Source organism: Vibrio sp. M260121, assembly GCF_036533715.1.
Classification (GTDB): Bacteria; Pseudomonadota; Gammaproteobacteria; order Enterobacterales; family Vibrionaceae; genus Vibrio.
Genome location: NZ_JATABF010000001.1, coordinates 171,792 through 197,782 on the forward strand (window position 1 = coordinate 171,792; position 25,991 = coordinate 197,782).

The window sequence follows — 25,991 nt, forward strand, 5'->3', positions numbered from 1 at the left end:
GTATTTGCTCTCATTATTTCCTTTACCGCGCCTTGCGCGTGGTCACTTCGAGATTCACTGCCGTCACTCTTCCTGCCGTACTGCGCAAACACAACAAGGAAGAAAACAATGATAAAGACCCTGCCATTTTCGGCACTGGCAATGTTGGTTGCGAGCAGTTTTCAACTAAATGCTGCTGAACTACCTGCAGATATCGAATGGACTTCGAATAATAACGAACCGCTATTTGCTTCAGAAGAAGCAGTACGAGGTGGTACTTACCGCACCTTTATCCGCAGTTTCCCACAGACACTTCGTAGTGTAGGCCCAGATGCGAACTCTGGTCTTCGTCAGTACTTAATGGATGGTACGCCGAAACTGGCGCAGCGCCACCCTGACACAGGTAAATGGATTCCACAGCTTGCCAAAGCATGGGCATTTGGCGATGACAACAAAACGGTTTACTTTCAATTAGATGAAACGGCGAAATGGTCAGATGGTGAGAAGATCACCGCAGATGATTACGTGTTTATGATGAAGTACTACACGTCGGAAGACATCATCGATCCGTGGTACAACGACTTCTTTAAAACGAGCATTGTAAGTGTTGAGAAAATCGATGATTACACCATCAAAGTCAACTTAGCTGTCGCGCAAAGTGAAGATTCGTTAATGGTGTTAATCAACATGCCAAGTAACGGTTTCCAGCCTCGTCCTGAGCACTTCTTTAAGAAAGAAAAAGACGAAAATAACGATGGCATGCCAGATAATTTTGTTCGCAAGTTTAACTTCAAATCTGAGCCGACAGCAGCACCTTACTACATCGATAAAGTGAAGAAAGGTAAGAGCGTGACATTCAAACACGTTGGCGAAGATTGGTGGGGTTATAACAACCGTTACTACAAAAATCGTTACAACGTAGACAAAGTGCGTATCACAGTTATCCGTGATGAAGATATCGCCATGAAGCACTTTGAAAAGGGTAACTTAGACTACTTCGAGATGGTACTACCAAACTTCTGGCACGATAAAACAGACAGTGAAGTGTACAAGAAAGGCTATGTACAAAAGTACTGGGGCTTTAACCAGTCGCCTCAAGGTGCAGGTGGTCTTTGGATGAACACGGCTATGCCAATGCTGGATAACCTAGAAGTACGTAAAGGTGTCATGGCAGCAACCGACTATGACGGCATGATCGAAAACATCATGCGTGGTGACTATTCTCGTAAGCCACATGGTCTTGGTTTTGGCCATGGTGATTACGACGATCCAAACAACACACCGCCAAAATTTGATCCAGAAGAAGCGGTCAAACACTTCGAGAAAGCGGGCTTCGACAAAGTTGGTTCTGATGGTATCCGTGTGAACGATAAAGGTGAGCGTCTAAGCTTTGCCATCACTTACGGTTACAACTCACATACGCCGCGTATCGCGTACCTGAAAGAGCAAGCGAAGCTAGCAGGCTTAGAGTTTACTCTGAACTTGGTTGATGGTTCTTCTGCGTTCAAATACATTCTTGAGAAGAAACACCAGTTAGCGTTCTTGAACATGGGTTCTGGTGAGATCCCTGCGTACTGGGAGTACTTCCACTCAGACAACGCTAACAAACCACAAACGAATGCGCACACAAATTACAGCAGCCCAGAGCTAGACAAGTTGATCGAAGCGTATGACAACGAGTTTGAGCAGCAAAAACGTTACGACTTGTCTCGTCAGATTCAAAAATACATCGGTGATGCGAACGTGATCGTTCCTGGTTACATGGTGCCTTACACCCGTGATGCTCACTGGCGTTGGGTTAAGATCCCGAAAAACGGTATGACAAAGAATACTGAGTGGATTCTGCATCCAATGGACATTGCGAACTTCTGGATTGATAAATCTGTGAAGAAAGAGACCGAGAAAGCAATGAAGGCGGGCAAATCGTTCCCTGAAGTGACGGTTATCGACGACCGTTACAAGTTGTCATCGAACTAGTTGCTAAATAGCAAACAATAAAAGCCCCGAAACTTGAGTGAGTCGGGGCTTTTTTCATTTTCAAAAAACTAGCTTACTAGGTAGGAGGCTTCCAATAGGTAAGTCTTTACGTCACCAAGTGAAGCAAATGCTGCATCGATGGTCTTAAAACGTTCATCGATAGAGCTACTCGAAACGATCTGGCTAAATGTATTCAGCGAGAAAGCCTCGTTTGCTTTAAAAAACTGGTGTACGTTTTCCAGTTGAACTTTATGGATATGCTCGACCTTGCTTAAAGCAGCGGTAAGATCTGAAATGTTAATCGACATTGCTAATTTAACGCCTTTCTCTTGGCCTATAGGCCATAGGATTGGAATTTCTAATTTTCGCTAAGGGTATCTTAAGCGGTGTGTCTCAAATATGATTGAGATCAGGCCGAGTGCATTTATTGAGCATTGGGTTTGAAAGACCATCGCGCTATTTTTCGCAATGACCATGAGATTGACGGCATAGTTCTTCCAACCATCTGAGGTGATACTTCCTTAACCGCCTTGGCGCAAAGTACTTCGTTAACCACGTGATTCCGCCGCGCTGGGTGCTCTCTGTAATAATACAGCAACCGTGCTTCGTCGGTTCTAGCACCCAAGCATGGTAAATATCGATACTTCCTTTTTTCCCCTTCCATGCTAAGCGTTGGTTCTGTAAATACTCTACGACGGTGCACTTCACTTCAAATCCAGAGGCCTTCCAACGAAACATAGTGTTTTTACATAAGGTGTTGTCGCCATTAAGGATTTGAACCATGGTTTTTGCACGTCGCCATGCCGGCCATTCTGGCGCTCGTACTAAATGTTGCCAAACGACTTCAGGAGGCTCTGGGATTTCAATTTGGCTACGAACATGAATCTGGGCATGTTTGGGGTGGTAATAATCTGGCCAGATAACTTCCGATTTATTCATCTCGGTGGTTCCTAATAGCTCTTACTCTTATTAGCTTAGGAGAGTGTGGCGTAAAGTGCCGAAACGCTTCGCCCCACAAAGTTCTTAGAAGTAAAGCCCAAGACCGATTAAGAAGCCATGTGATGCGGTGTCGTACTCAAAGGTTCCTTCATTCACATAATCTACCCAAGTGGATTTGTAGGCGAGGTTGATGTCAGACCATGTATTCATGTGATAACGCAAGCCAATTTGAGTCGCGTAGGTGAAGTTGGTGTCGGCACCTAAGCCAGCGTCCATGCTTGCGTGAAAGCGCCAATCCTCGGTAAGGTCATTCAGCCAACGGACGCCCATTAGGAAATCAACCCAGTCTTCTTTGATATTGAGTCTATCGACGAGAATGCGATTGTCATTCCGATAAACTTTACCTTTGATGTCGTTATCCCACCAACGTAAGCCAAACATGTAATCAATCATACCAAACGAGTATGCTCTGCGCTGGAACGCCTTTGCCTCTAACACGCCTTGTCGTACGTCTAAGTCCGCGCGATAGCTGACATTAGGAAGAAGGCCAGATAAGTTATTTGCACCGCCATTTAAGTTCATAAAACTGTAATCGAGGTAGTAGCCCCATTTTTCGTTGTACACCCCTTCAAGCCTTGCCATTGCGCCAATATCCAAGTGATCCATGATGAATTTAGGATCAACATCGAGGTCCGTTGAGAAATTCCCCATAGTAGAGTCGCCATTAATATTCAGAGCCTGCATGTAGATTTCAACACTATGCTGCCAACTGCTTTGTGATGGTTGCATTTCTTCTGCGACTGCGTTCGGAGCCGCAGCAAGTAAAGAGGTAATAGCGATAAAAGGTAAGGTCATCTTAGCCATCTCAACGTCCGTATTTTCGATGTGTTTGATAGGTTGCATAAAACTAGCGTAGGGCATGGAATGAGGGAATTCAAAGTCATGCAAGATCAAGCTAGTGAGGTGACGAACTTGAGAGGAGTGAGGTTTGCGTGAAAATTCAGAATAAAGGGAGAGGAGAATTAAAATCGCCCACTCAGAGAACTGAATGGGCGAGGAGGGGAGATTATAGTTGGGCTGCGATTTGGTCTGTCAGGTTATTCAAACCCACTGACAGCGCATCGACAAGTGCGTCATAGCCATCATCTTGCAAAGGCATGTTGATTTTGACTGGTGCGCTATTTTTCACTTTGCCGTTTTCATCGACAATCAACCATTCACCTTCAATTTCAGCGTTGCCTTGATAGCTACCATTAAACTTGCTCAGTGAAAGTAAAAGTTTGCTTTCACCACTTTGGTCAAGCAGGTTATTTACTTCAACTGGCCAGTATTGGCTTTGCTTGATGCGCAGCTCGTCAATAATGCGTTGTGTGATTTGCTCAGAGATATTGTGCGCCCACTGATTGTGTTTCGCTTGAACGATTTTTGTTTCAGAGGTTCGATATACGATACCGCTGTCAGCAAGGTAGCTAGCAAGTTCTACAGGGCGAACCACCAGCTGTGGACGCTGAGCAATCGCGGTGTCACTTACCTTAGCAGAACTTGCTTCCGGTAAGACATACAAAGCACCAGAGTCTTCAGGTGCACTGCTACAACCTGCCAAAAGGGCAGAGATCAATAAAAGTCCGCGTTTCATTATTTTTGCCCTCTAACTGGGGTTGGATCGTTGACTTCATCTTCACCGAATACCAACGAGTTTGGTTTTTCATTCAACTGCTTCAGAACCGGTTTAAACTCAGTCATCACTTGCTCTAGTTCTTTCAACGTCGACTCCATTTCACTGTACATAGTGGAGTTCGGGCCATAGCCATCCAACGTTTTTTGTAACTGCTCCAAGCTCTTACGAATGTCCGCTGGAATTGCTTTAGTGTCTTCTTGGTTAAGGAGACGATCCACGCTATTCGCTACGCGTTCTGCCGAAGCCAGTGTTTTTTCTGAGTTCTTCAGTGTCTTATTCAGTGAGTTCAACGTGTCTTCCATCGGTAAACTGTTCAGCTTAGTGAGGAAGTCATTGACTTGGCGTTGAACTTGGGCGAAACCACCTTGCTTCGTTGGGAATACATCATAGTCTTCAAACTTGCTTGGCACATATGGCTCTTCATCTGGGTAGAAGTCAGTGTCGATGTACAGCGCACCGGTCAACAAGTTACCAGTTTTCAGTGTGCCACGAAGCCCCTTAGCAAACTCTTCTTTAAGCTTCTCTTTGAACCTTGGTAGTTGACTAGATGGTAGGTTTTCATAAACGCGACCGAGCTCAATACGCACAAGTACTGGGATTTTCTTCGCTGAGAAATCTTCTTCAGGTGTTGGCATACGCATCGGTACTTTCATTACCGTACCAATACGAAGACCACGATATTCCACAGGTGCTTTGCGTTTTAGGCCACGGACTGATTCTTCAAACATCATCACAAATTGGATGTATTCGTCGTACATGCCTTCGCGTACTTGCTTCACGTCATCGAAAAGACGGAAGTGCAACATGTCCTCAGTGACTTCATCACCAGCGCCTTGCCCTGGAAGGGTGTCAAAAGTGACACCGCCTGTAATGAGGCTTTCTAATGAGCCAAATTTCACTTCAAAGCCTTCTGCATTTAACTGCAAGTCTACACCTGATGTTAACCAGAAGTGGGTTTTGGTGCGTACTAAGTTGTCGTATGGTTTGAAAATAAACAGTTGGTATAGCGCACGACGAGTTTCAACATCAAAGCTGGTTGTTTCCACTCTACCTACGGTAAAGCCTTTGTAGATAACGGGATCGCCAACACCAAGTTTTCCGGCTTCACGGTGAGTTAAAACGATACGCAGGCCTTCTGCATCGGGAGAGGCTACGGGTGGAACGTCAAGCACATCAAAGTGCTCTTTTTCTACCTTGGAGTTCCCCGGTTGCAATTGAATATAAGCGCCTGATAGTAGTGTTTCTAAGCCAGAGACACCTTCGCGACCAATGCGTGGTTTCACCACCCAGAACATAGAGTCCTCACGCAGCATGCGATCGGCGTCTTTGTTCATTTGTGCGGTAGCAATGATGTGGTCATAGTCTTCGCTAAGTTTGACGTCGGTGATCACGCCCACCTTTACGTTCAATGCTTTGATTTCGGTTTTGCCGACTTCAATACCCTCTGCCGTCGGCAGCTTTAGCGTGATCTCTGGTCCTGTACTGTTGATGTATTGGAACAGCATCCACGCTCCCATCGCTAGCGCAAGGATCGGGATGATCCAAATCGCAGAGACCTGCTTTTGAGGTTTTATTTGAGCGGTTGCGTTGTTCTCATCACTCATATTTGGCTTTCTCAGTTAAGTTATTGCTCATTGGCTCCTGCGCTTCGTTTTGTGGTAATTGCCACAACAAACGCGAGTCAAAAATCATTGCAGAGAGCATGGTTAGTATGACCACTGCAGCAAATGAGAGTGCAGCTGGACCGGGGTAAATCGCCATTAGGTTTTGCAACTGTACGAGCGCAACCAAAATCGCGACAACAAAAATATCAATCATTGACCAACGACCGATAAATTCTGTAATTCGATAAACCTTTAAACGGGAAATGCTTTCTTCCGGCGGTAAGTACTGTGCTTTTTGAGCGTTATAGTAAAGCCACGCCAATGCCAGCATTTTTGCCATAGGGATAAACACGCTAGCGAAGAAGATAACCGCTGCAATAGGGTAAGAACCCAGTTGCCATAGGAGAACCACACCTTCCATGATGGTGGAACCTTCGGAATGACCAAGGCTAACGGTATACATCATTGGATATAAATTGGCAGGAATGTAGAAAATGATCGCTGCAAACAGCAAAGCCCAAGCTTTCTGCATGTTATCTTTTGGGTTGTATCTGTGCACTGGGCTATCACAACGAAGACACTTTTGGTGCTTTTTATCTTCAATTGGATTGAGTTGATGGCACGTGTGGCAACCGATGTGGTTTTCGTTATGGTGTGTGTCACCTTCTTTCACGTTTGGTAATTCAATCGCAGGAATAAAGTGTCCCCATAGCCAACTCTTGTCGACCATCGAAATACACTTCACGACCAGTACGGTGTACACACAGAATGCCCAGAATGAGCTGCCCATACCGATTTCTGCCAGCGAGGCAATCTTAATCAAGCTCACCAAAACGCCAATCAAAAATACATCAACCATCAGCCAAGGCTCGACTCGGAATAAGAGTCGACACAGCGTTTTCGCCATGCGGATTTGCTTTTTACCCAACGGATGTTTTAGTGATTTTAAGGCTTCAAGGTGAAGAAAGAGGATCAAACCAACATAGATAGCAGGCAACACGACCACCGTCGCGAGCAGCAACGCACCGAGTAGCGCGTTATGAAATTCCGCCAACATCTTCGCCGCGTGCATTAAAGTGATCTCTTGGGATAAACCTTGAACGCTAAACGACATAAACGGGAAAGAGATGCTCAAAACCAACATGATCAGACACGCAACCGACACAGCGATAACGCTTTGATACGGCTTGGCGTTGACTTTGGTTAGCGAATGCTCACAGCGAGGACATTGGGCTTTTTGACCTTGTTCAATATCGGGGATACGAACGACCAAGCCGCACTCCTCACAGGAGATCAGTTGACGTGAATTAGGTTGAGTGCTCATTCAGTTATTATTTCGTACTTTTAATAACTAAGAATAACTCTTTTTCTTCTTAGACGCTTGTTTTTGCGGGGATGTTTTACAAGCTTCTAACCTGTTTAAATGAAAAAACCAGCCTCGGAGACTGGTTTGAGCTTTATTTGATACTGCCAACGGAAGAGCGTCTGACCAAAATTGGCATGAACAATTTGTGTTCAGTACGCTCTGTCTCTTCATTATTGACCAACTGAAGTGAGAGCTTAACCGCCTCGTTTGCCATTACTTGAATAGGATAGCGAATGGTCGTCAGGCGAGGGTAAATATAGCGCGCGATATGACCATCATCGAATCCAATCACTGACATATCTTCTGGAATGCGGATGCCATTTTCCTGCAGCAAGGTCATGCAGCCCGCAGCCATGTAGTCGTTGTAGGTAGCAACAGCAGTGATGGGTGTGTTCTTCGCCATCAGGTTCACCATAGCTTGTTCACCGCCGGTTTCATCTGGCTCGCCGTACTCGATGTATTCTTCACGAATTTTGATGCCGTTATCTCGCAGAGCATCAAGATAACCGTCGCGACGATCTCTTGCATCTTCAATATCATGACCTGAGCAGATATAACCGATGTGTTCGTGTCCATTGCGAATCAAATGCTCAGTGGCAATGTAAGAGCCTTTGCGGTTATCCAAAGCAATACAGCGTGAAGCGATGTCTGGCACGATACGGTTGATCAGCACCATGCCCGGAATTTCATTGGCGAGCGTGGTTAACTCGGCATCCGTCATGCCTTTGCTGTGTACGACCAAAGATTCACAGCGGCTGTTGATCAACAAGTTGATCGCGTTGCGCTCTTTCACGGCATCATGATAGCCGCTGCCAATCAGAAGCTGTTTCTCTTGTTCACTGGCTATAGTGTCGATGGCTTTGACCATGGTGCCAAAAAAGGGCGCAGAAACGTCGTTTACCAATACCCCGATCGCGTTGGACGATTTACTGACCAGTGCGCGCGCATTGGCGTTCGGGCGATAGCCTAGTTTCGTCATTGCTTCTTTGACGGCGACAATCGCGGATTCACTGGTGTGAGGTGCGTTATTGATGACGCGAGACGCGGTTGCAATGGATACGCCAGCTTCTTTTGCGACGTCTTTGATGGTAGCCATAGGGAACTCAGGATCTGAAATTTGCTTCATTTAACAATGCACAGCGGATGAACTCAAACACCCAATTGAGAATAGTGGCGGTGTATCAAGCTTTTAAAGCAAATCGAACCTAGCTTGAATAAAAAATCCCCAAGCCGAAACTTGGGGATTAAGCCAAACTGACGTGTTTTGTGTTTACGTTATCAATCGATTACTGAGCGGGTTTAAATGTCACTTTGTAAGCGTATTGATTGTCCGTTAACTGGAATTCCTTGTGCACACTTGGGCTCCATGAGTCATCACCGCCCACACCCATGTGTTTATGGTCTAGGCGCACGTAAATCTTCTCTTCTGCGACCAAATCATTGGTGTGTTTCGCTGCGGCTAAGTGCTGCTGAGCGTACTGACTCACACTGAACTGGAAGTCACCCGAGATTTCTAACTCGTTCACCTTCAACCATTGCGTACCACAACGCAGACCGCTATCGGTTGGGAAAATGTATGGCGTGTGCATTTGCTCAAGTGTTTGGGTGTGCTGGCCGAAGCGCGCCGCTGCCAAACGGTCAGGGTAGTTTTCAAATGGCCCTAAGCCTTGCCATGTAATCGGCGCGTTTTGCTCGTTCAATGGCAGTTCAAGCTCCAAACCGATACGTGGTATTGGTGGTAAATCATCAGCCAATTTCACGTCGACAGCCAATGCCATCTCACCGTTATTGCTCAGGGTGTGCGTCCAAGTCGTGATCGCTTGTACTTCACCATTAAAGTGGTAAGCGAACGTCGAAGTCACTTTCACCGCATGCGCCAGAGTTTCACTGTGGCAAGCGACGCATTGGCGCTCCCACTGGCCGATACCCGCCATATCCCAACGACACATCCAAGCGTTTGGATCGACGTTGTCGATTTCGCTCACGCCGATGTCGTTATCCAGTGGCGCACGGAAGAAGTTATCTTGTGGTGCCGCGAGCATTTGTGCTTCGCCATCGACATGCCAATTGGTCATCAAGCCAGTTTGGCTATCCCAACGCCATTGATGTTTTTCATCCAAGCTAGACACCAAAACGGCGTTGTCTTGCTGCGTTAGCATTGGTGCTGGTTGCGTTTCCAATGTTGGCAGAGCAAGGCCTGCTGTATTGCGTAGTGACATTTGCTCAGAAGCGACGACGTGTTCTGCGTCAGCCCAAGGCGTTGCAGCAATCAGAGTAATGTCGGTATTAAAGTGGTATTGCGCTTCCGCTTTTGGCGTGAAGTTAAGGGCAATCTCAATACTTGCTTGGCTGTCGGCTTCTACGTTAAGCGCCAATGACCCCGTTTGGATAACTTTGCCATCTTCCAACAGAGACCAGTTCAATTGCTCATTATCGGTCGCGCGGAATAAGTTCTCGTTAGTCACCAACAGTGTGCAAGCTTCTTTGGTTTGTTCTTGCAGTGATACGGTGATCATACGTTGGCAGTATTTTGCTTCTTCCAACGTTGGATGAACTGTGCGATCTGGGAAGATCAAACCGTTGATGCAGAACTGACGGTCATTGATTTCATCGCCAAAGTCGCCGCCGTAAGCCCAGAAGTGTTGGCCGTTTTCATCCCATTGGCTCAAGCCTTGATCCACCCAATCCCAAATAAAGCCACCTTGTAGGCGAGGGTAATCGCGGAACGCATCCCAGTAGTCATTAAAGCTACCCAGACTGTTGCCCATCGCGTGTGCGTATTCACACAAGATCAAAGGACGAGTTTCGTTTGGTAGTGATACCCATTTCTTGATTGCCCATTTAGGCACAGCTTCGTCTTCAATGACTGTGTTCACACGCGCGTACATTGGCGCAATGATGTCGGTTGCCGTGGTGTTTGAACCGCCGCCTTCGTATTGCACTGGGCGAGAAGGATCGTAGTTTTTAGACCAAGCGTACATGGCATTGTGGATCGCTCGATAGGCGGTTCATTGGTTGCATGCCATGAGTTTCGATGTTCGCCTCATCGCACACGTACAAGCCGTATTGGTCACACAGTTCGTACCAACGAGGGTGGTTCGGGTAGTGCGCCGTACGCACCGCATTGAAGTTGTATTGTTTCATCAAGCAGATGTCACGGATCATGTCTTCTTCCGTCATCACATGACCAAGCTCTGGGTGATGTTCGTGACGGTTCACGCCGCGGATCAATAAAGGCTTACCGTTTAGCTTCAATTGGCCATTGGTGATTTCGACTTTACGGAAGCCTACAGGGTACGCTTCGCTTTCTAGGTGCGTGCCATTTTCATCCAACAGTGAAACGACTAAGCGGTAAAGGTTCGGTGTTTCCGCTGTCCATTTCTTTGGCTCGCGTACGTGCAATGTTTGGAATACCACGTCATCCCATGTGCCACGTTCGTCAATGCGACGGTTGTGTGGGCGGTCGATGCGAGGTTCTGTCACGGCTTGTTCACCATCAAACAGCTGCACCTGAACTTGGTAAGTGTCTGGCGCAGAAATCGAAGTCACAATCGACAGTGAACCATCGCGGTAACACGCGTCTAAATCCGGTGTGATGAACACATCTTCAATGCAGTGTTGTGGTTTAGACAGCAGAGTCACGTCGCGGAAGATACCACTTAGCCACCACATATCTTGGTCTTCTAGGTAGCTGCCATCACTCCAACGAATCACCATGACGGCTAGGCTGTTGTCACCCGCAACAAGGTAAGGTGTTAGGTCGAATTCAGAAGGCAGGCGGCTATCTTGACTGTAGCCAATCCAAGTACCGTTACACCAAAGGTGGAAAGCCGAGTTCACGCCATCAAAGATAATGCGCTGCGTATTGGCTAAGTCTTTCGCTGAAAGTGACACGGTAGTGCGGTAGCAACCCGTTGGGTTATCACTTGGCACAAACGGAGGGTTTACTTCGAATGGGTATTTCACGTTGGCGTAAATAGGTTTGTCGTAACCTTGCATTTGCCAGTTTGAAGGGACAGTAATCTCATCCCAGTCTTTGTCATTGAATTGTGACTCGATGAACTCGCCGTCAACTTGCTCTGGCGCATCAAACAGTTTGAATTTCCATTGTCCGTTCAGCGATTGACGCTGGGCTTGAATACCGTCGCGGGCATGGTCAATATCGCGGAAACTGGAAAGAGGGCTATGAGCCTTAAGACAGTGAATGTTCACCGATTGCGGGTTTTCCCAGTCGCGTCTTTGGAGAATTTCTGAAAATGCCTTCATGGTTTTCCTACTTAACTTTTTGTTTCTAATCTTGTTTCGCTACGGAGTTTGAGCCCGTAGCGAGAGTGTCTTTGGTCTTGTTGTGAAGCGTTATTTCGCTAATTGCTTCACGAGATAATCTTTTGCTTGGGTAAAGCCTTGCTCAGCTGCTTGGTTGGCAATCGCCGCAGCTTGTTTTACGTCGTTGTCTTTGAGCGCTGCATCGATTTGAGATTGGTACAACGTCCATTCATCTTGTGCTTCAGGCGATGCGGCAGCAGTTAACTCTGCTTTTGTAGTGTCGTTGGTTTGTGTGCCTAATTCCGCCAAAAGCGTTAATACCGCGTTGTTGTCGGAGGCACTCGCCGTGACATCAATAACGCCAAAAGGTTGGTACTGCGCTGTGAGCGGAAGCTGTTTACTGCCAATGACGTTTTGCGTTTCTGCGTAGACTTCTTCTGGGTGCTTACGAGTCAATTCGGTGCCAATCAGTGTCGAATCTGAAGCGATGACCACGTATTTCGCGCCATTAAGTTGTGGGTTCACCGTGATCACTTGTTCAACACGTTCTAAGCCGCGCATGCCCGTTGTGTGGTAGCTAAAGTCTTTTGCTGAGTAATCGGTTAGAAGCTGCCATTTCGCGTCATAAATAAGAACGTTCGCAGCAAATAACGCATTGTTATCTACATAAGAGCGAACAAGCAGCGAGAATGGCGCGTCAGAAGTGATTTGATAGCTCATCACTGGGAGCGGTTTGGATGAAGCTGAATCTGAAGAAAGTAAAACCGCACTGCTCATTCTTGGCAGATTTGCATCCATAACCACCTGCTGGTGGAAAGGAATCGATAGGGCAGTCAGAGGTAAAGCATCTAACGTTGAGCAACATTTTGGTTGGCTCAAATCAGTATTGAAGGTTTGCTCTGGTAATCCACTGCACGCGCCAAGAGACAGAGCCATGAATAGAGTTGCTAGCGGTTTTAGTTTCATCTGCGTTGTCCTTTGTGGGGTGAGCGTATTACTCACCCCGTTGGGTTCATAAATAGTAGCGGGTTTGGATTACCACCATGTTTCGACGTTAAAGCCGAAGGTGATTTCGTCGACGTTTTGTCCACCAGTGCTGCGAGCATGGCCGTAGACTTCGCCGCCACGGTTCCACTCATCGGTTTTCTCTGAGTAGGTAGCGAACAAGCGCAGTGATGGACGAGCCCAAACGCCTTTGCCTGCTTGGAACATTTGCGCCACCGTCACTTTGTACATGTCGTTGGTGCCAGCGCCGTTTTGTGCTTCGACTGATTCGTAGCCAACTTCAAGTGCGGTTGCCATGTATTCTGTCCAGCTGTACTGAGGACGAGCGCCTACGCTGAACCATTTCTCACCTTCGTTGTTATCCAGGTTTTTGTCTTGGTAAGCGATGGAGTACATCACTTGGAAATCTTCATTCACGTTAAGATCGCCAGAGTTGAAAATACGCCAGCTGTAACCATCGTGCTCAACGCCGGTGTTGTATTTACGGTTTGAGCCGCCTTCAGCACTCATCAAACCGCCCGCAAGCGCATCTGTACCGTATTGGAAAGCGAATGTGTTTGAACCATAGTTCCAAGCTTGACGGTAAAGAGCAGAAAGCATGGCGCCAGAAGTGGTGATGTCACTTTCGTCATAACTAGAGTTTTGCGTGAACACGTAGTTCAAACCGACCGTAAGATCTGCGCTGTCGCTCAATTCAATACCGCTTAAACGTGCGTCAATGTTGTGCAAGCTGCGGCCATCTGCGCTAGAGTTTGGCGCCATCCATGCGATGTGGCCTTTAGCAAAGCCAAGATCCCAGTTTTCAATACCGATGCCTGTGCTCGATGTGTCCCAGTATTTAATGTCGATCATGTGCACTTCATGACGGCGGTAAAAACGTTCGCCCGCCCAAACGGTGGCATCCGCTTGGCCTTCAAACAGGCCATGACCTGCCGACCACATTTGAATCAAGCTAACGTCGCCCCAGCTTTCGCCGCTGCCTAGGTAAAGTGTGGTATCAAAGTACGCGTCGCCTTGTTGCCAAACGTCGGCTTTGAGGCCCGCTTCCCACCAGTTCAGTTCGTTACCCAAACGGTAGTTACCGTAACCTTGACCAGCACGAATCACATCGTTGCGTTCACCTTTGCCACCATTGTGTTCATCGTTATCGGTGTAAATGTTGCCCCACTTGGCGTAGCCGAAGTAAGTGATGTTCTCCACTGCAGCCATACCAGCAAGCGGTGCTAGGGCGAGGGTTAACCCAAGCGCTCTTACAAGCGTCTTTTGTTTCATGAAGTGTCTCCATTCTATTTTTTATGGATTTATTTTTTATTGGTTTGAGTCCTAACTCGCTGCGCAGTGTAAATAAACTTTGGAAACGCTTTCATGATGAGGTTGGCATTTTTGTCGTAATGAGGGGTTTATTACTGTTTTGTGTGATTTCGATCTCTTAAATCGAGGTTTTAAGCGGGATCTTAGATTGATTTATGACCGTGTGAATTGGAATCGTTTACTTTGGTTGGGCTGTGTTTGGGGTTGGATATTTGGATTGATGCTATTTAAGGTGCTGATTTTAATTGGCTTTTAGCTAAGAAAAGAAAGTTGTTAGGAAGAAGAGGAAAGAGAGCCCAATTGAAATCAACTGGGCATGTGAGACAAGGAAGCATATACAACAAGTGGTTCGCGGGCGCACTGCACACGAGCATTTGCGGTATCGTCAAACTGGGATTTTGAGTTAGGACCCAAGAGAGACACTTCATAAAGAATCTCGAAGCCTCAAGAATACGGTTGTCGGTTAACCACTTCAAGAGGTGAGGAGTTCAACTGAGCGGTCTGTAACCTTATTTATGATTTTGTTGTTGTAAGGCCATGAATTAAATAACAAAAAATCCTTATAAATCAGTTTTGTATTTGACTTTACGTGCAGTGCTTTAAAGAACTCAGTCACCTAAGAATCTGAGGCTTTTGGAGCTGATCGCTGCGTAATATAAGAAGGAATAAGGCGTAGCGGGCGATGACACAAGTTTGAAAAATTAACTGTAAACGTTTCCATGATTTTGGTGTGGCTCACAGATTCTTTTGTTTTTTTCATTATGATGCAGCGTAATTTCCAGTTTCAAGGTAAGACAAGATGACGGACAAAACACTGATTGAGCTAACCGGTCAGCAAACTCAATTGATTGTAGAGTTGGGCGAATATGCAGAGATTCTGCATTGGGGACAAAAAGTAAGTGGTGACCTTAATGGTTTCCGCATGGCTTTACATCGTCCCGTGCCATACGGTCGTTTGGACAGCGACGTATCCATGACTCTACACCCAGAGCTTGGTCGTGGCGTTTTCAGTAGCCCTGGTGTGGAAGGGCATCGCGATGGTCAAGATTGGGCTCCAGTGTTTGTCATCTCCCATATTGAACAACAGCAAGACAGTATTGTGATTGCGAGCGAAGATGCAATCGCAGGTCTTCGTTTACAAACTGAGCTTAAGCTTGATAGCAACGATGTAGTGAAAACGCGTCATACGCTCACCAACAAAAAAGCGGGTGTTTATCATGTGAACCGTCTTGCCAATACATTGCCTTTGCCAGCTCGTGCGAATGAGTTGATGACTTATTACGGGCGCTGGGTTCATGAATTCCAGACGGTGCGCCAGCCATTGCTGCAAGGCGGCTACCAACAAGAAAACCGTCGTGGACGTACTTCTCATGAGCATTATCCTGCGCTTGTTGCCGGTACGACTCACTTTGATGAAATGAATGGCGATGTGTGGGGCTTCCATTTCGCATGGAGTGGTAACCACAGATTGCGCGTAGACGTGAAAGCTGATGGCCGCCGTTACATGCAAGCTGAAGTCATTTACCTGCCTGGTGAAGTAGCGCTAAAAGAAGGTGAGAGTATTACAACGCCTTGGTTGTACGCGAGCCACAGTAATTGTGGTTTGAATGGCATGAGTCATCACTTTCACTCTCATGTACGCGAAACGATTTTGCCGAGTGATTTCACCGAAAAACCTCGCCCGATCCATCTCAATACGTGGGAAGGCATCTACTTCGACCACGATCCAGAATACATTATGTCGATGGCAACTCAGTCGGCAGAGATGGGTGTAGAGCGCTTTATCATTGATGATGGCTGGTTCAAAGGGCGCAACGGTGACAAAGCAGGGCTAGGGGATTGGTTCCTGTGTGAAGCTAAGTACCCAAATGGCTTGCACCCGATTGTGGAACACGTAAATAAATTGGGCATGGAGTTTGGCTTGTGGTTTGAGCCAGAGATGATCAACAAAGATTCCGAATTGTTCCGTACTCATCCTGATTGGTTACTGGCTGTAAACGGTTACGATCAGCCAACTGGTCGCAACCAATACGTGATTAACCTACAAAACGATGATGCGTTTAACTTCTTGTTTGAGCGATTGGATCATTTCCTCTCGACTTACAACATTGCTTATATCAAATGGGATATGAACCGTGAAGTGGTTCAGCCAGCGCACTTAGGTCAGGCTGCGGCGCACAACCAAACTCAACGTTACTATCAGTTAGTCGATAAAGTTCGTGAAAAGCACCCGAAAGTGGAGATTGAATCTTGCGCTGCAGGTGGTGGTCGTATTGATTTTGAGGTTCTGAAACGTACGCATCGATTCTGGGCTTCAGACAATAACGATGCACTTGAGCGTCAAACCATTCAGCGCGGCATGAGCTATTTCTTCCCGCCAGAAGTGATGGGTAGTCATATTGGTGCAAGCCATTGTCATAGCACGCGTCGTCGTCACAGCATCGAGTTCCGTGGGCTTACAGCGCTGTTCGGTCATATGGGGATTGAGCTTGACCCAGTTAAAGAAGAACAAGCAGAAAAAGAAGGCTTTGAGCGCTACATCAAGCTGCACAAAATGCTGCGTCCATTGCTACATAGCGGCAGAACTTGGCGAATCCCAACGGACGATAAAGCGCATCAAATTCATGCGGTTGTCTCAAACGATCAATCGGAAGCCGTGGTGATGATTGCTCAGCTCGCGATGCCAACGAACTCTTTAAGTGGGCATTTGCGCGTACCGGGCTTAGATTCACAAGCGACATATCGAGTGACGGTATTGGATAAACCGTCTAACTACGATGACATCGTGAATTACCAACCGCCTTGGACTGAATCCGGTTGTGAGTTATCTGGCGCATGGTGTGAAGAGGTTGGCTTAACCATGCCAATCCTTGACGCTGAAAGTGCCATGTTGGTGAAGTTCGAACGTATTCACTAAGCCTTATCTATTTAGAACCTTGCCTATTTAGAGTCATAGCTATTTAGACGATTTCATCGTTTCTCATTGGTTTTCTATTGCCGTACAGACATCAGGTTTGTACGGCTTTTTGCGTTGGTTTTAATTGGTCGTTTGAAATCGTTCTCATGCTTTATGAGCGTAAAGTGTTGATAAAATGACGTAAATAACACGTTCTTCTCGCATTAATAGGCCTAAATATTGTTCGATGTCTCATTTTGAAAACTTGCCTGTAAACGTTTCCATAAAGCGGTTTTTGATCACAGTAAGGCATTCAGTGTGTGAGTAGCATTAGCATCGAAATATAAATAAAAGACGTCGACGTTATGAATTCTAGTTAGGGGAATGAATAGCAGTACGACACTAAGGAACTATTATGTCTGATAAAATTACGCTACAAACCAAGCTGTCCTACGGTCTTGGCGCACTCGGTAAAGACTTTGCCTGTGCACCTATCTACATCTTCTTAATGTTCTACTTCACTGACGTAGCCGGCTTGTCTGCTGCTTTCGTTGGTACCATCTTCTTAGCCGCTCGTATTATTGATGCGATTACTGACCCAATGATGGGTGTGATCGTGGATAACACGCGCTCAAAATTCGGCAAATTCCGCCCTTGGATTGTGATTGGTACGTTATTAAACGCAGTAGTACTGGTTGGCCTTTTCAGTACTCACATGTTTGAAGGTACTACGCTTTACATCTACGCAGCAGCGGCATACATCCTTTGGGGTCTAACGTACACCATTATGGATATCCCTTACTGGTCAATGATTCCGGCGCTATCAAGCTCTCGCCAAGAACGTGAAAAGTTGGTGGTATGGCCACGTCTGTTCGCGAGTCTTGCATGGTTCATTACTGGTACTTACGGTCTGCACATCGTGGGCGAGCTAGGTAACGGCAACCAAGGCGACGGTTTCTTCAATGTTGCGATGCTGATTGCGGTTCTGTTTGTAATGAGCGCATTCTTGATTGCTCGTAACGTAAAAGAGAAAGCAGCACCAGCTAACGCAAAACCAGCAGAGAAATTCAGCTTCAAAGACGTTTTGACTATCATCGGTAAAAACGACCAGCTTAAAGCGCTAATTGGCACGGTTCTGTCTTTCCAGATTGCAAACCTATTGGTTGGTGGCTTCGCGATTTACTACTTCTCTTACGCACTGGGTAACGCAGAACTATTCCCAGTTTACATGGCGGTTGCAGGCGCAGCAGAAGTGGCGGGTGTGTTCTTGTTCCCTCGTATTGCTTCTCTGCTACCACGTAAGCTTCTATGGCCTATCGCTTGTGGCTTCCCAATTCTGTCTTGTGTACTTCTTCTATTGATGGGCTTCATCGCTCCAGCAAATGCGCTAATGATTGGTATGGCGGGTGCGGCAATTAAATTTGGTGTGGGTATCGCGAACGCGCTGCAAACTGTAATGCTGGCTGACGTTGTGGACTACGGTGAGCACAAAACAGGTCGTCGTAGCGAGAGCGTTATCTTCTCAGTACAAACCATGCTTGTGAAATTCGCAGGCGCAGCGGGTGGCTTCATCGTGGGTGTTGGTCTGTCTGTTGTGGGTTACGTACCAAACGTAGAACAATCAGCAAGCACCATTATGGGCCTAGAATTTATGATGATTGGTCTACCTGCAATTATGATGACCATCAGTGGCGTGATTTACCAACGTTACTACCATCTACATGAAGGCTTCAACAAAGAAGAAGCTGAGCAACAAACTCAAGTTGAAAGCGTTCCAGCACAAGCGTAATCGTTACGTTTTCACTTAAGTACCCCAACTCAATTTAGTCACTAAGATAAAGCGCCTCCAGATGGAGGCGTTTTTTGTAATCAGCTTAGGGTATTTAGAGCACTAAAATTCTTGTTCAAATTTGGTTTTGACGAAATCGATGAAGGTACGAAGACGTTTAGGTTGGTAGCGATCACGATGGAAAATGGCGGACAGCGGCACCGACGGGATCTCCCATTCCGGCATCACTTTAACCAGTTGGCCTTGTTCGACTTCCTCGTCACAGTAACTCAATGGCACGCGAATAATTCCGTTACCGTGTAGTGCGCCCATCACAAGTGCGCGGCCGTTCTTGCAACGCAGATTGCCTTTCACAATTACATCGCTGTGTTCTTTCGGGTTAGCAACGTTACGATAACTCCAACGAGTGACTGAGCCCGTTAGCGTGCGATGTTTGGCCAACTCTTTTGGTGTGACCGGCTCGCCATAAGTCTTCAAGTATTTCGGGCTTGCTAGTGTCACCATATCAATCATCATCAGCTTGCGCGCGACAAAGCCTGCGTCTTCCAACTCGCCCATGCGAATCGCAACGTCGAACTGATCTTCAATCAAATCAATGCGTGGCGAAGAGAAGTCGAGATCGACCGTAATGTTCGGGTATTCCAACATGAACTCATTGACGTATTTGGCAATGATGTCTTCACCGATATAACCACCCACGCAGTTTACGCGAATCAAACCGCGCACTTCTTGAGTGTCGTCGACCGCGGCGATTAACGCTTGGTCGATATCGTGCAATGCCTTCTCACATTCTTGATAGAAACGCTCTCCGGCATGAGTCAGGCGCAGCGTTCTTGTCGTGCGGGTCAGCAAGGTCACCCCCATTTGCGCTTCAAGCCCGCTGATTTGGCGAGACACATGAGAACGCGACACCGAAAGGGCTTCTGCCGCTTTGGTGAAGTTACCCAGTTGAGCGATCAAAACGAACGAGCGAATATCAGCAAGATTAACTTTATTGAGCATGTTGAATTATTTACGGAAACGGTAGTCATAAGACTATCATAATTAGTTACCAATGAGAGCGACGCAAAAAATCATACCACTTGAGGTTTATGCTAACTTGCGTATGATTTCCGGCGTTTCCATATTTATCGAAGTTAGAATGCATTCATCCACCTCACAATCTGCTGCGTCACGACAACAGGGCAAATGGCTCCTAGCGTTAATTGGCTGGGTGATTGTGGTGTGTCTGATGAAAAATTCTGGCTTGATGTTCAGTTGTGCCATGCAATATGACGCGAGCTCTACTTCTGCGGTCGTTGGCGATGAAGTCAAAATCGTAAAAGCAGAGAGCGGACACAAATCTGGTAAATGTGAGTTGTCTGAAAAGCTGATTCAATTTGCTCAGCAACAACTGGAAACCTTGGTCGTTGTTTTGTTTGTTGGCATCCTCGCGCTTGTCGTGTGGCGCTGTTGTGCGTTCGCCAGCAAAAGACAATGGACCGAACCGATAGCCCGAAAGTATCGAGTCCATCTCACCCTGTGTGTATTCCGCGAATGACAAGTGATTTCTGACGAGTTTCGAATCGTCAGTCTTTTTCTACACTTGTTTTAACTAGGAATAACTATGAACCACATGAAAAAAACGACTCAAGCCGCGTTGATGCTCATCATGACGCTGGCACTGAGCTTATTCTCGCTAATTGCCCAAGCACAAACGACAGACACGGGATGGCTGACCAACCCGCAGCATCCACCTGTGCAGACACGCTTTGTCTTAACCGGACAGCAAGATCCAAATACCAACACACTCACTGGTTACCTTGATGTCAAACTGACCGGTGATTGGAAAACTTACTGGCGTTCGCCGGGTGAGGGTGGCGTTGCGCCATCTATTGATTGGGAAAAATCACAAAACCTCACCAAAGTGGATTGGCAATGGCCGTACCCGCAGAAATACGAGCTGCTTGGTATCGAGACGCTAGGCTACAAAGGTGACACCGTCTTCCCAATGACGCTGCACGTCGAAGACATGAACAAACCAGTGACGATTGATGCGACACTGACGCTGTCTTCATGTACAACGATTTGTGTCCTGACGGATTACCACATTCAACTGTCTTTCCTACCTTCCGATCTACAAGTCGATGAAGGTGTGATGTTCACTTACGCGCAAGCGGTCAGCAGTGTGCCTCAAGCGTCGCCATTTGTTGAAGTGACAGAAGCGAACTGGGATGCAAACCAATCTAAGTTACAAATCAAACTGACTAACTCACAAGGTTGGCAAAAACCAGAAGTGTTGGTTGATGGTATCGACGAAGCAACCAGTGATTACAGCTTCAAATTGGAAGGGCTGCATCAAGAGGGCAATACGCTTACTGCCAACTACCTAGTGAATACTTGGTTGGGTGACGTAGAGCTGGATAACCAATCGGTTTATGTCTCAATCAAAGACAACAACTTACTGGCGCAAGAAACCGCGCAAGCCAAAGCCGGTGTGATCACCGAAGCCTTGCCAAGTACATCACTGGTGAACATTTTCTTGTTCGCGTTACTCGGCGGTTTGATTCTCAACATCATGCCTTGTGTATTGCCAGTTCTAGGCATGAAGTTAAGCAGCATCGTAGCGGCACAAGGCGTTGAGCGTCGTCAAATTCGCACTCAGTTCGTGGCTTCTTCGCTTGGTATTCTGACGTCGTTTTGGTTACTGGCTGGCTTTATTTTAATGTTGAAGCTCACTGGTAATGCCATCGGCTGGGGCGTTCAATTCCAAAGCCCTTGGTTCTTAGGTCTAATGCTGTTGGTGACCGGATTGTTTGGTGCCAACATGCTTGGTTTGTTTGAAATTCGCTTGTCTTCGGGAACGAACACTTGGTTGGCTTCAAAAGGGGATAACTCACTGCTTGGGCATTACGTGCAAGGTATGTTCGCGACTCTGCTGGCAACGCCTTGTTCTGCACCTTTCCTAGGCACTGCAGTGGCGTTTGCACTGGGTGCAGACGTAGTGACTCTGTTTGCTATCTTCACTGCGTTAGCGCTGGGTATGGCACTGCCTTGGATCTTAGTGGCTATCTTCCCGGGGATTGCACTCAAGCTACCAAAGCCAGGCCAATGGATGAATGTCGTGAAAATCGTATTCGGCATCATGATGTTGGCAACCAGTGCGTGGTTGTTGTCATTGATGGCGAATCACTTGCCGGTATTTTGGGTCATTCTGATTGGCCTAGTTGCGTTCATCGTCATCATGGCGCGTGTTAAGCGCATTTATGGCAATAAAGCGTTGGCGATTTCTGGCACGGTTTCATTGATTCTGATTGCTGGTGGTTTGGTACTAGGCAGTGTGACTGCAAATCATTGGGCGACGCCATTGCCAGAAGATTTGGCTTGGGAAAAACTGTCAAACGAAGCGATTACAGACCACGTGAAGAATGGCCGTGTGGTGTTCGTCGATGTGACCGCAGATTGGTGTGTGACTTGTAAAGCCAACAAGATCGGCGTGATCTGGCAAGATCCGGTTTATTCACTGTTGCAAAGCCCGAATGTGGCGACACTGAAAGGCGATTGGACACATCCGAACGGCTCAGTGACCGACTTCTTACGTGCGCACGGTCGCTTTGGTGTGCCATTTAACATCGTATATGGCCCAGCAGCACCAGAGGGGATTCCTCTGCCAGTAATTCTGACTGACGATGTAGTGGTGAAAGCAATCGAACAAGCAAGTGGAGGCGCGATTAAGTGAACACAGTAAAAAAGCGCAAGTCGCTCAAATACTGGCTCAGTCAAGCGCTACAACTCGTCCTTATGGTGACCGTGATTTCGGTCGCCATGGATTGGTATCGCACCAAAGACATCCCTAAAGAGCAAGCACCGCCTCTGAGTGCGATCATGGCCGATGGTGAATTTGTCGATGTGATTGCCAAAAGCCACGAAGAACCCGTCGTGGTGTACTTTTGGGCAACGTGGTGTCCGGCATGCAAGTTTGTTAGCCCAAGCGTGAGTTGGTTAAGCGATTACTACGAAGTGGTTGCTGTATCTGGCGCCTCTGGCCCGCAAGAACGGGTGCAAAAGTTCATGCAGTCTAAAGACTACCAGTTCGATAACATCAATGACCCGAAAAGCGCCATCATGCAAGAATGGAGCATTAGCGTGACTCCGACCATCTATGTGTTAAAAGATGGAGAGGTGAGCTCAATTACCACAGGCGTCACAACCCCAATGGGCATTCTGGCAAGGATCTGGATGGCCTAAATCAATGCGTAGCACGTCGACTTTTTTCACGCTTTTACAATGACATAAGTGTTCAGGTGAGTATGGCGTGCTACATTTGGGCTCTTGATGTAGATAATAAACAAGGACTGTTTTTGAAGACACAAGATCTCAGTGAGTTTGCATCAGGCATGGTATACGATGCGCAGTATGATAAACATTACGAAGATGATATCGCACTGATACAAAAGCACATTACCGCGATGTGTGCTCGAAGTTTACTGGATGTGTGTTGTGGCACGGGTATTGTCACGATACGCATCGCGAAGAAGCTCGATAATGCTGTCGGTATAGATATTGCCGAGGGGATGTTAAAACATGCTAAACGAAAAGCGCAGGGATTAGATAACCTTTCTTTCTTGCAACAGGATGCCACTCAATTCTCTCTCGATAAACGCTTCGACATGGCGATTATGACGGGCAACGCTTTCCAAGCTTTCCTCTCCGATGAGATGCTAGTTGGCGTCCTTAATTCGATTTCTAATCACCTCAATAGAGGTGGGCGTTTTATCTTTGATACCCGTTTACCAACGCCGGATAACTTGGAAATTGATGCTGAAATGTCCCTGTGGCAAACCTATGAATTGCCCGACAAAGGCGAAGTAAAGTACATGGGAATGAGCGAACGTTATGACGCTGAAAGTGCAATCCTTTATTTGAAGAAAAAACGTCACTACCAAGATGGGGCAACAACACACTCAAGCATTGATTTGAAGTATCGAAAGTTATCTGAAATTGAAGCGTTTCTTGCTCTGGCGGGGTTAAGTATTACCGAGAAATACAGTTCTTGGGCAGAAGAGAAGTTTTCTGAAAATTCAAACAACCTAATTTGCGTCGCAGAGAAGCTTTGATTTATTGGGAGAACACTATGCAAGGATATCGCATCAGTACCGCCATTGAAGACATGGATCTTGATTGTATTCACCAGTTCATTTCACAGAGCTACTGGGCGAAAGGAGTGCCGAGAAACACGCTAGATAAAGCGGTGCGAAACTCCTTTTGCTTCGGAGTGTTCACTGAGTCGAATCAACAAGTCGCGTTTGCTCGCCTAATCACAGACAAAACCACCTTCGCATATCTTGCCGATGTTTTCGTGCTCCCAGAGTTCCGTGGGCGGGGCATTAGTAAGTGGTTGGTTTCTGAAATTGTGGCTCATCCAGAGCTTGAAGGTTTACGAAGGATGATGCTTGCAACGCGCGATGCTCATGGTCTGTATGAACAGTACGGCTTTAAACCTATCGAGCCCGTCGAGAATTTTATGCAGATATGGAACCCAGACGTGTATCAAGGTGAGAGCCAATGAGATTAGAAGCGCAAGATATAGCAATAAGATATCTTGAAGAAACAGATGCCGTTCCTTTGTTTGAAAACTACCTTGGTGATGAGCAAACGTGCTTGTATCTCAATCGACAAGCACATCAAAGCTCAATTCAAACGTTACAAGCGATCGGTCGATGGCGAGCTCAGTACGACTTGGCTCACCCTAATATCTTGGTACTCGCAATTGAAGAAAGCGCGACACACGTTCCTATTGGTTGCTTGGTCTTAATCCCTGAAAGCAGTCATAGCGAAATTCACTTTGGGATCTCTAGAAATTATCAGGGTAAAGGGTATGCGACTCAGGCGTGTAAGCTCGGCATTGAGTATCTGAAAAGCATCGGAGTCGAGGAGATTCACACAGCTCCTCATATTGATCATCACGCCAGTATTCGCGTGCTCGAAAAATGTGGATTTAAGAAACAAGCCGTGTTGAAAGAGTATGCGGTATTTCCCGCGTTCGGCGCCAATCCACAAGACTGCCTAGACATGTGGTTGGAAGATTAACAAAGCCCAAAACAAGTGTTTTGGGCTTTGTTATTTAGGCGTTATTGAACTTGCTCGTCTGGATGCCCCACATCAATGGAGCAGAAAAAGGTCCCTTGATGGACGAAGTGGATTAGAAGTGGAGTAAGAATCGAAGGTGATTAAAAACTGATATCGTAAACCTCTGTGTAATCGCACAATTACCATTACTTTTTTCTACAAGCATCAAACCTCGTTATTGTCTCATCCACTAAAGCTGTTCAACGTCATTAGGAGACACCATGATCGTTACCACTCTCGTTGATAATTCTCGTGTTGAGGACAGAACCGATCTCTGTGTTGAGCGCGGTTTATCACTGCATATCGATACTCAAGGAACCAAACTGTTGTGCGATATGGGTAGTGGGCGAACATTTTGCGACAACGCGCCTTTACTAAATATTGATATTCAGGAAGTGGATCTCGCCGTTATTTCTCATCGACATCATGACCATTGCAACGGAGCGTCTCACTTCTTGAAGCAGGTTGGCTAAGAAGCAACAACATCGAATCACCTTACCGAGAACTTGGTGCATTATCACGTGTGCATGGGCAAACAAGCCGTAGCCGAAATGGTGCAGCAGAGCTTGCGGCGAAGATCGTTGATAACGGCCCTAAAACATCGCTATTGAAGAAGTTCGGCCTTGAAGGTCCAAGTAATGCGCACGCCGTTGCCGCCGCGGTTGATGGGGAAAAAGTAACCTTCTTTGACCCGAAATTCGGCTTATCGGGAGAATTCAGCATCGTCAACTTGGAGGCTAACCACTAATGACAACCACATTCGATCACCTAGTTAAACACTTTTTCGAAAAGAACGGCCTAGAGAACCCAACCGCGCAAGATGGTATCTACAGCCTGTTGATTGACCAAAAGTATCAACTTCATTTCACGCATCAAGAAAACAGCGCCGTTCTATGGTCGCAACAACCGATGGCGATGCTAAATGTCGCAGCGTTAGAGGCGTGGACAGAGTGCTTTATTCAAGATCTTATTGAAAAGCAGGCGGCGATTTCTGTAGTAGAGCCAACGCCAGCAAGCGCAGAGCCAACCAATATCCGACCTCATATGATCTCGGTGTAAACCCTAGATCTAGA

Annotated in this window: 21 protein-coding genes and 2 pseudogenes; 12 read left to right on the forward strand and 11 right to left on the reverse strand. The window is 46.7% G+C overall.

The annotated features are described in order from the left end of the window. The first annotated feature begins 108 nt into the window (after positions 1 to 108). Complete coding sequence (locus QTO06_RS00820; RefSeq protein ID WP_331406533.1) at positions 109 to 1,956, forward strand: extracellular solute-binding protein; 1,848 nt, start codon at positions 109 to 111, stop codon at positions 1,954 to 1,956. A gap of 68 nt (positions 1,957 to 2,024) precedes the next feature. Here QTO06_RS00820 and QTO06_RS00825 read toward each other — a convergent pair whose 3' ends face one another. From QTO06_RS00825 to QTO06_RS00870, 10 genes and pseudogenes are all read right to left on the reverse strand, one after another. Continuing rightward, positions 2,025 to 2,264 (reverse strand): hypothetical protein, encoded by a 240-nt coding sequence (locus tag QTO06_RS00825; protein WP_005431118.1) that lies wholly within the window; start codon positions 2,262 to 2,264, stop codon positions 2,025 to 2,027. A 148-nt stretch (positions 2,265 to 2,412) separates the two neighbouring features. Continuing rightward, complete coding sequence (locus QTO06_RS00830) at positions 2,413 to 2,895, reverse strand: SRPBCC domain-containing protein (protein ID WP_045372742.1); 483 nt, start codon at positions 2,893 to 2,895, stop codon at positions 2,413 to 2,415. Positions 2,896 to 2,979: 84 nt separating this feature from the next. After that, positions 2,980 to 3,759 (reverse strand): hypothetical protein, encoded by a 780-nt coding sequence (locus QTO06_RS00835; RefSeq protein WP_043883398.1) that lies wholly within the window; start codon positions 3,757 to 3,759, stop codon positions 2,980 to 2,982. Positions 3,760 to 3,961: 202 nt separating this feature from the next. Continuing rightward, on the reverse strand, positions 3,962 to 4,531 hold the full coding sequence (locus QTO06_RS00840; RefSeq protein ID WP_045421557.1) for a PqiC family protein: 570 nt from the start codon (positions 4,529 to 4,531) through the stop codon (positions 3,962 to 3,964). Then, complete coding sequence (pqiB, locus tag QTO06_RS00845; RefSeq protein WP_331406535.1) at positions 4,531 to 6,177, reverse strand: intermembrane transport protein PqiB; 1,647 nt, start codon at positions 6,175 to 6,177, stop codon at positions 4,531 to 4,533. The genes QTO06_RS00840 and pqiB overlap by 1 nt, the downstream gene beginning before the upstream one ends. Beyond that, positions 6,170 to 7,501, reverse strand: coding sequence for a paraquat-inducible protein A (locus QTO06_RS00850; protein WP_331406536.1), 1,332 nt, complete (start codon positions 7,499 to 7,501; stop codon positions 6,170 to 6,172). The genes pqiB and QTO06_RS00850 overlap by 8 nt, the downstream gene beginning before the upstream one ends. A 133-nt stretch (positions 7,502 to 7,634) precedes the next feature. Beyond that, positions 7,635 to 8,639 (reverse strand): substrate-binding domain-containing protein, encoded by a 1,005-nt coding sequence (locus tag QTO06_RS00855; protein ID WP_038890032.1) that lies wholly within the window; start codon positions 8,637 to 8,639, stop codon positions 7,635 to 7,637. A gap of 190 nt (positions 8,640 to 8,829) precedes the next feature. Then, positions 8,830 to 11,809 (reverse strand): annotated as a pseudogene (locus QTO06_RS00860) (beta-galactosidase). 90 nt (positions 11,810 to 11,899) lie between these two features. Next, positions 11,900 to 12,775 carry a MalM family protein gene (locus QTO06_RS00865; RefSeq protein ID WP_331406537.1) on the reverse strand — a complete coding sequence of 292 codons (876 nt, stop codon included), beginning with the start codon at positions 12,773 to 12,775 and terminating at the stop codon, positions 11,900 to 11,902. A 69-nt stretch (positions 12,776 to 12,844) separates the two neighbouring features. Then, a complete protein-coding gene (locus tag QTO06_RS00870; RefSeq protein WP_005438917.1) occupies positions 12,845 to 14,086 on the reverse strand; it encodes a carbohydrate porin in 1,242 nt (413 codons plus the stop codon). Between the two features lie 838 nt (positions 14,087 to 14,924). On the opposite strand from QTO06_RS00870, the gene QTO06_RS00875 reads away from it, so the two are divergent. Both QTO06_RS00875 and melB read left to right on the forward strand, forming a co-directional pair. Next, complete coding sequence (locus QTO06_RS00875) at positions 14,925 to 17,042, forward strand: alpha-galactosidase (RefSeq protein WP_331406538.1); 2,118 nt, start codon at positions 14,925 to 14,927, stop codon at positions 17,040 to 17,042. 394 nt (positions 17,043 to 17,436) lie between these two features. Next, a complete protein-coding gene (gene melB / locus QTO06_RS00880) occupies positions 17,437 to 18,810 on the forward strand; it encodes a melibiose:sodium transporter MelB (RefSeq protein WP_005438913.1) in 1,374 nt (457 codons plus the stop codon). A gap of 102 nt (positions 18,811 to 18,912) precedes the next feature. Here melB and QTO06_RS00885 read toward each other — a convergent pair whose 3' ends face one another. Beyond that, complete coding sequence (locus tag QTO06_RS00885) at positions 18,913 to 19,812, reverse strand: LysR family transcriptional regulator (protein WP_331406539.1); 900 nt, start codon at positions 19,810 to 19,812, stop codon at positions 18,913 to 18,915. A 139-nt stretch (positions 19,813 to 19,951) separates the two neighbouring features. Between QTO06_RS00885 and QTO06_RS00890 the strand changes: the two genes are divergently transcribed. From QTO06_RS00890 to QTO06_RS00930, 9 genes and pseudogenes are all read left to right on the forward strand, one after another. Then, entirely contained in the window at positions 19,952 to 20,350 is a 399-nt protein-coding gene (locus QTO06_RS00890) for a hypothetical protein (protein ID WP_005438907.1), read from the forward strand. 66 nt (positions 20,351 to 20,416) lie between these two features. After that, complete coding sequence (locus QTO06_RS00895) at positions 20,417 to 22,528, forward strand: protein-disulfide reductase DsbD family protein (protein WP_331406540.1); 2,112 nt, start codon at positions 20,417 to 20,419, stop codon at positions 22,526 to 22,528. Further along, entirely contained in the window at positions 22,525 to 23,037 is a 513-nt protein-coding gene (locus tag QTO06_RS00900) for a protein disulfide oxidoreductase (protein WP_038885079.1), read from the forward strand. Before QTO06_RS00895 ends, QTO06_RS00900 begins: the two co-directional genes overlap by 4 nt. A gap of 113 nt (positions 23,038 to 23,150) precedes the next feature. After that, positions 23,151 to 23,906: a class I SAM-dependent methyltransferase gene (locus QTO06_RS00905; protein WP_331406541.1), complete on the forward strand. Its 756-nt coding sequence runs from the start codon at positions 23,151 to 23,153 to the stop codon at positions 23,904 to 23,906. A 17-nt stretch (positions 23,907 to 23,923) separates the two neighbouring features. After that, positions 23,924 to 24,358 (forward strand): GNAT family N-acetyltransferase, encoded by a 435-nt coding sequence (locus tag QTO06_RS00910; protein WP_331406542.1) that lies wholly within the window; start codon positions 23,924 to 23,926, stop codon positions 24,356 to 24,358. Further along, positions 24,355 to 24,879, forward strand: coding sequence for a GNAT family N-acetyltransferase (locus tag QTO06_RS00915; RefSeq protein WP_331406544.1), 525 nt, complete (start codon positions 24,355 to 24,357; stop codon positions 24,877 to 24,879). Before QTO06_RS00910 ends, QTO06_RS00915 begins: the two co-directional genes overlap by 4 nt. A gap of 260 nt (positions 24,880 to 25,139) precedes the next feature. Further along, positions 25,140 to 25,376 (forward strand): annotated as a pseudogene (locus QTO06_RS00920) (MBL fold metallo-hydrolase); the annotation flags it as partial. After that, a complete protein-coding gene (locus QTO06_RS00925) occupies positions 25,352 to 25,666 on the forward strand; it encodes a YopT-type cysteine protease domain-containing protein (protein WP_331406545.1) in 315 nt (104 codons plus the stop codon). The pseudogene QTO06_RS00920 and the gene QTO06_RS00925, both read left to right, overlap by 25 nt. Then, entirely contained in the window at positions 25,666 to 25,977 is a 312-nt protein-coding gene (locus tag QTO06_RS00930; protein WP_331406546.1) for a Tir chaperone family protein, read from the forward strand. Before QTO06_RS00925 ends, QTO06_RS00930 begins: the two co-directional genes overlap by 1 nt. The last annotated feature ends 14 nt before the right edge of the window (positions 25,978 to 25,991 follow it).

What these genes read in the sequence shown, in the direction of transcription:
- QTO06_RS00915 (WP_331406544.1), top strand. Translation starts at nt 24,355, where the DNA reads ATGAGATTAGAAGCGCAAGATATAGCAATAAGATATCTTGAAGAAACA.
- QTO06_RS00930 (WP_331406546.1), top strand. Translation starts at nt 25,666, where the DNA reads ATGACAACCACATTCGATCACCTAGTTAAACACTTTTTCGAAAAGAAC.
- QTO06_RS00855 (WP_038890032.1), bottom strand. Translation starts at nt 8,639, where the DNA reads ATGGCTACCATCAAAGACGTCGCAAAAGAAGCTGGCGTATCCATTGCA.
- QTO06_RS00825 (WP_005431118.1), bottom strand. Translation starts at nt 2,264, where the DNA reads ATGTCGATTAACATTTCAGATCTTACCGCTGCTTTAAGCAAGGTCGAG.
- QTO06_RS00875 (WP_331406538.1), top strand. Translation starts at nt 14,925, where the DNA reads ATGACGGACAAAACACTGATTGAGCTAACCGGTCAGCAAACTCAATTG.
- QTO06_RS00850 (WP_331406536.1), bottom strand. Translation starts at nt 7,501, where the DNA reads ATGAGCACTCAACCTAATTCACGTCAACTGATCTCCTGTGAGGAGTGC.
- QTO06_RS00835 (WP_043883398.1), bottom strand. Translation starts at nt 3,759, where the DNA reads ATGGCTAAGATGACCTTACCTTTTATCGCTATTACCTCTTTACTTGCT.
- QTO06_RS00895 (WP_331406540.1), top strand. Translation starts at nt 20,417, where the DNA reads ATGAACCACATGAAAAAAACGACTCAAGCCGCGTTGATGCTCATCATG.
- QTO06_RS00890 (WP_005438907.1), top strand. Translation starts at nt 19,952, where the DNA reads ATGCATTCATCCACCTCACAATCTGCTGCGTCACGACAACAGGGCAAA.
- melB (WP_005438913.1), top strand. Translation starts at nt 17,437, where the DNA reads ATGTCTGATAAAATTACGCTACAAACCAAGCTGTCCTACGGTCTTGGC.
- pqiB (WP_331406535.1), bottom strand. Translation starts at nt 6,177, where the DNA reads ATGAGTGATGAGAACAACGCAACCGCTCAAATAAAACCTCAAAAGCAG.
- QTO06_RS00865 (WP_331406537.1), bottom strand. Translation starts at nt 12,775, where the DNA reads ATGAAACTAAAACCGCTAGCAACTCTATTCATGGCTCTGTCTCTTGGC.
- QTO06_RS00870 (WP_005438917.1), bottom strand. Translation starts at nt 14,086, where the DNA reads ATGAAACAAAAGACGCTTGTAAGAGCGCTTGGGTTAACCCTCGCCCTA.
- QTO06_RS00830 (WP_045372742.1), bottom strand. Translation starts at nt 2,895, where the DNA reads ATGAATAAATCGGAAGTTATCTGGCCAGATTATTACCACCCCAAACAT.
- QTO06_RS00840 (WP_045421557.1), bottom strand. Translation starts at nt 4,531, where the DNA reads ATGAAACGCGGACTTTTATTGATCTCTGCCCTTTTGGCAGGTTGTAGC.
- QTO06_RS00820 (WP_331406533.1), top strand. Translation starts at nt 109, where the DNA reads ATGATAAAGACCCTGCCATTTTCGGCACTGGCAATGTTGGTTGCGAGC.
- QTO06_RS00910 (WP_331406542.1), top strand. Translation starts at nt 23,924, where the DNA reads ATGCAAGGATATCGCATCAGTACCGCCATTGAAGACATGGATCTTGAT.
- QTO06_RS00885 (WP_331406539.1), bottom strand. Translation starts at nt 19,812, where the DNA reads ATGCTCAATAAAGTTAATCTTGCTGATATTCGCTCGTTCGTTTTGATC.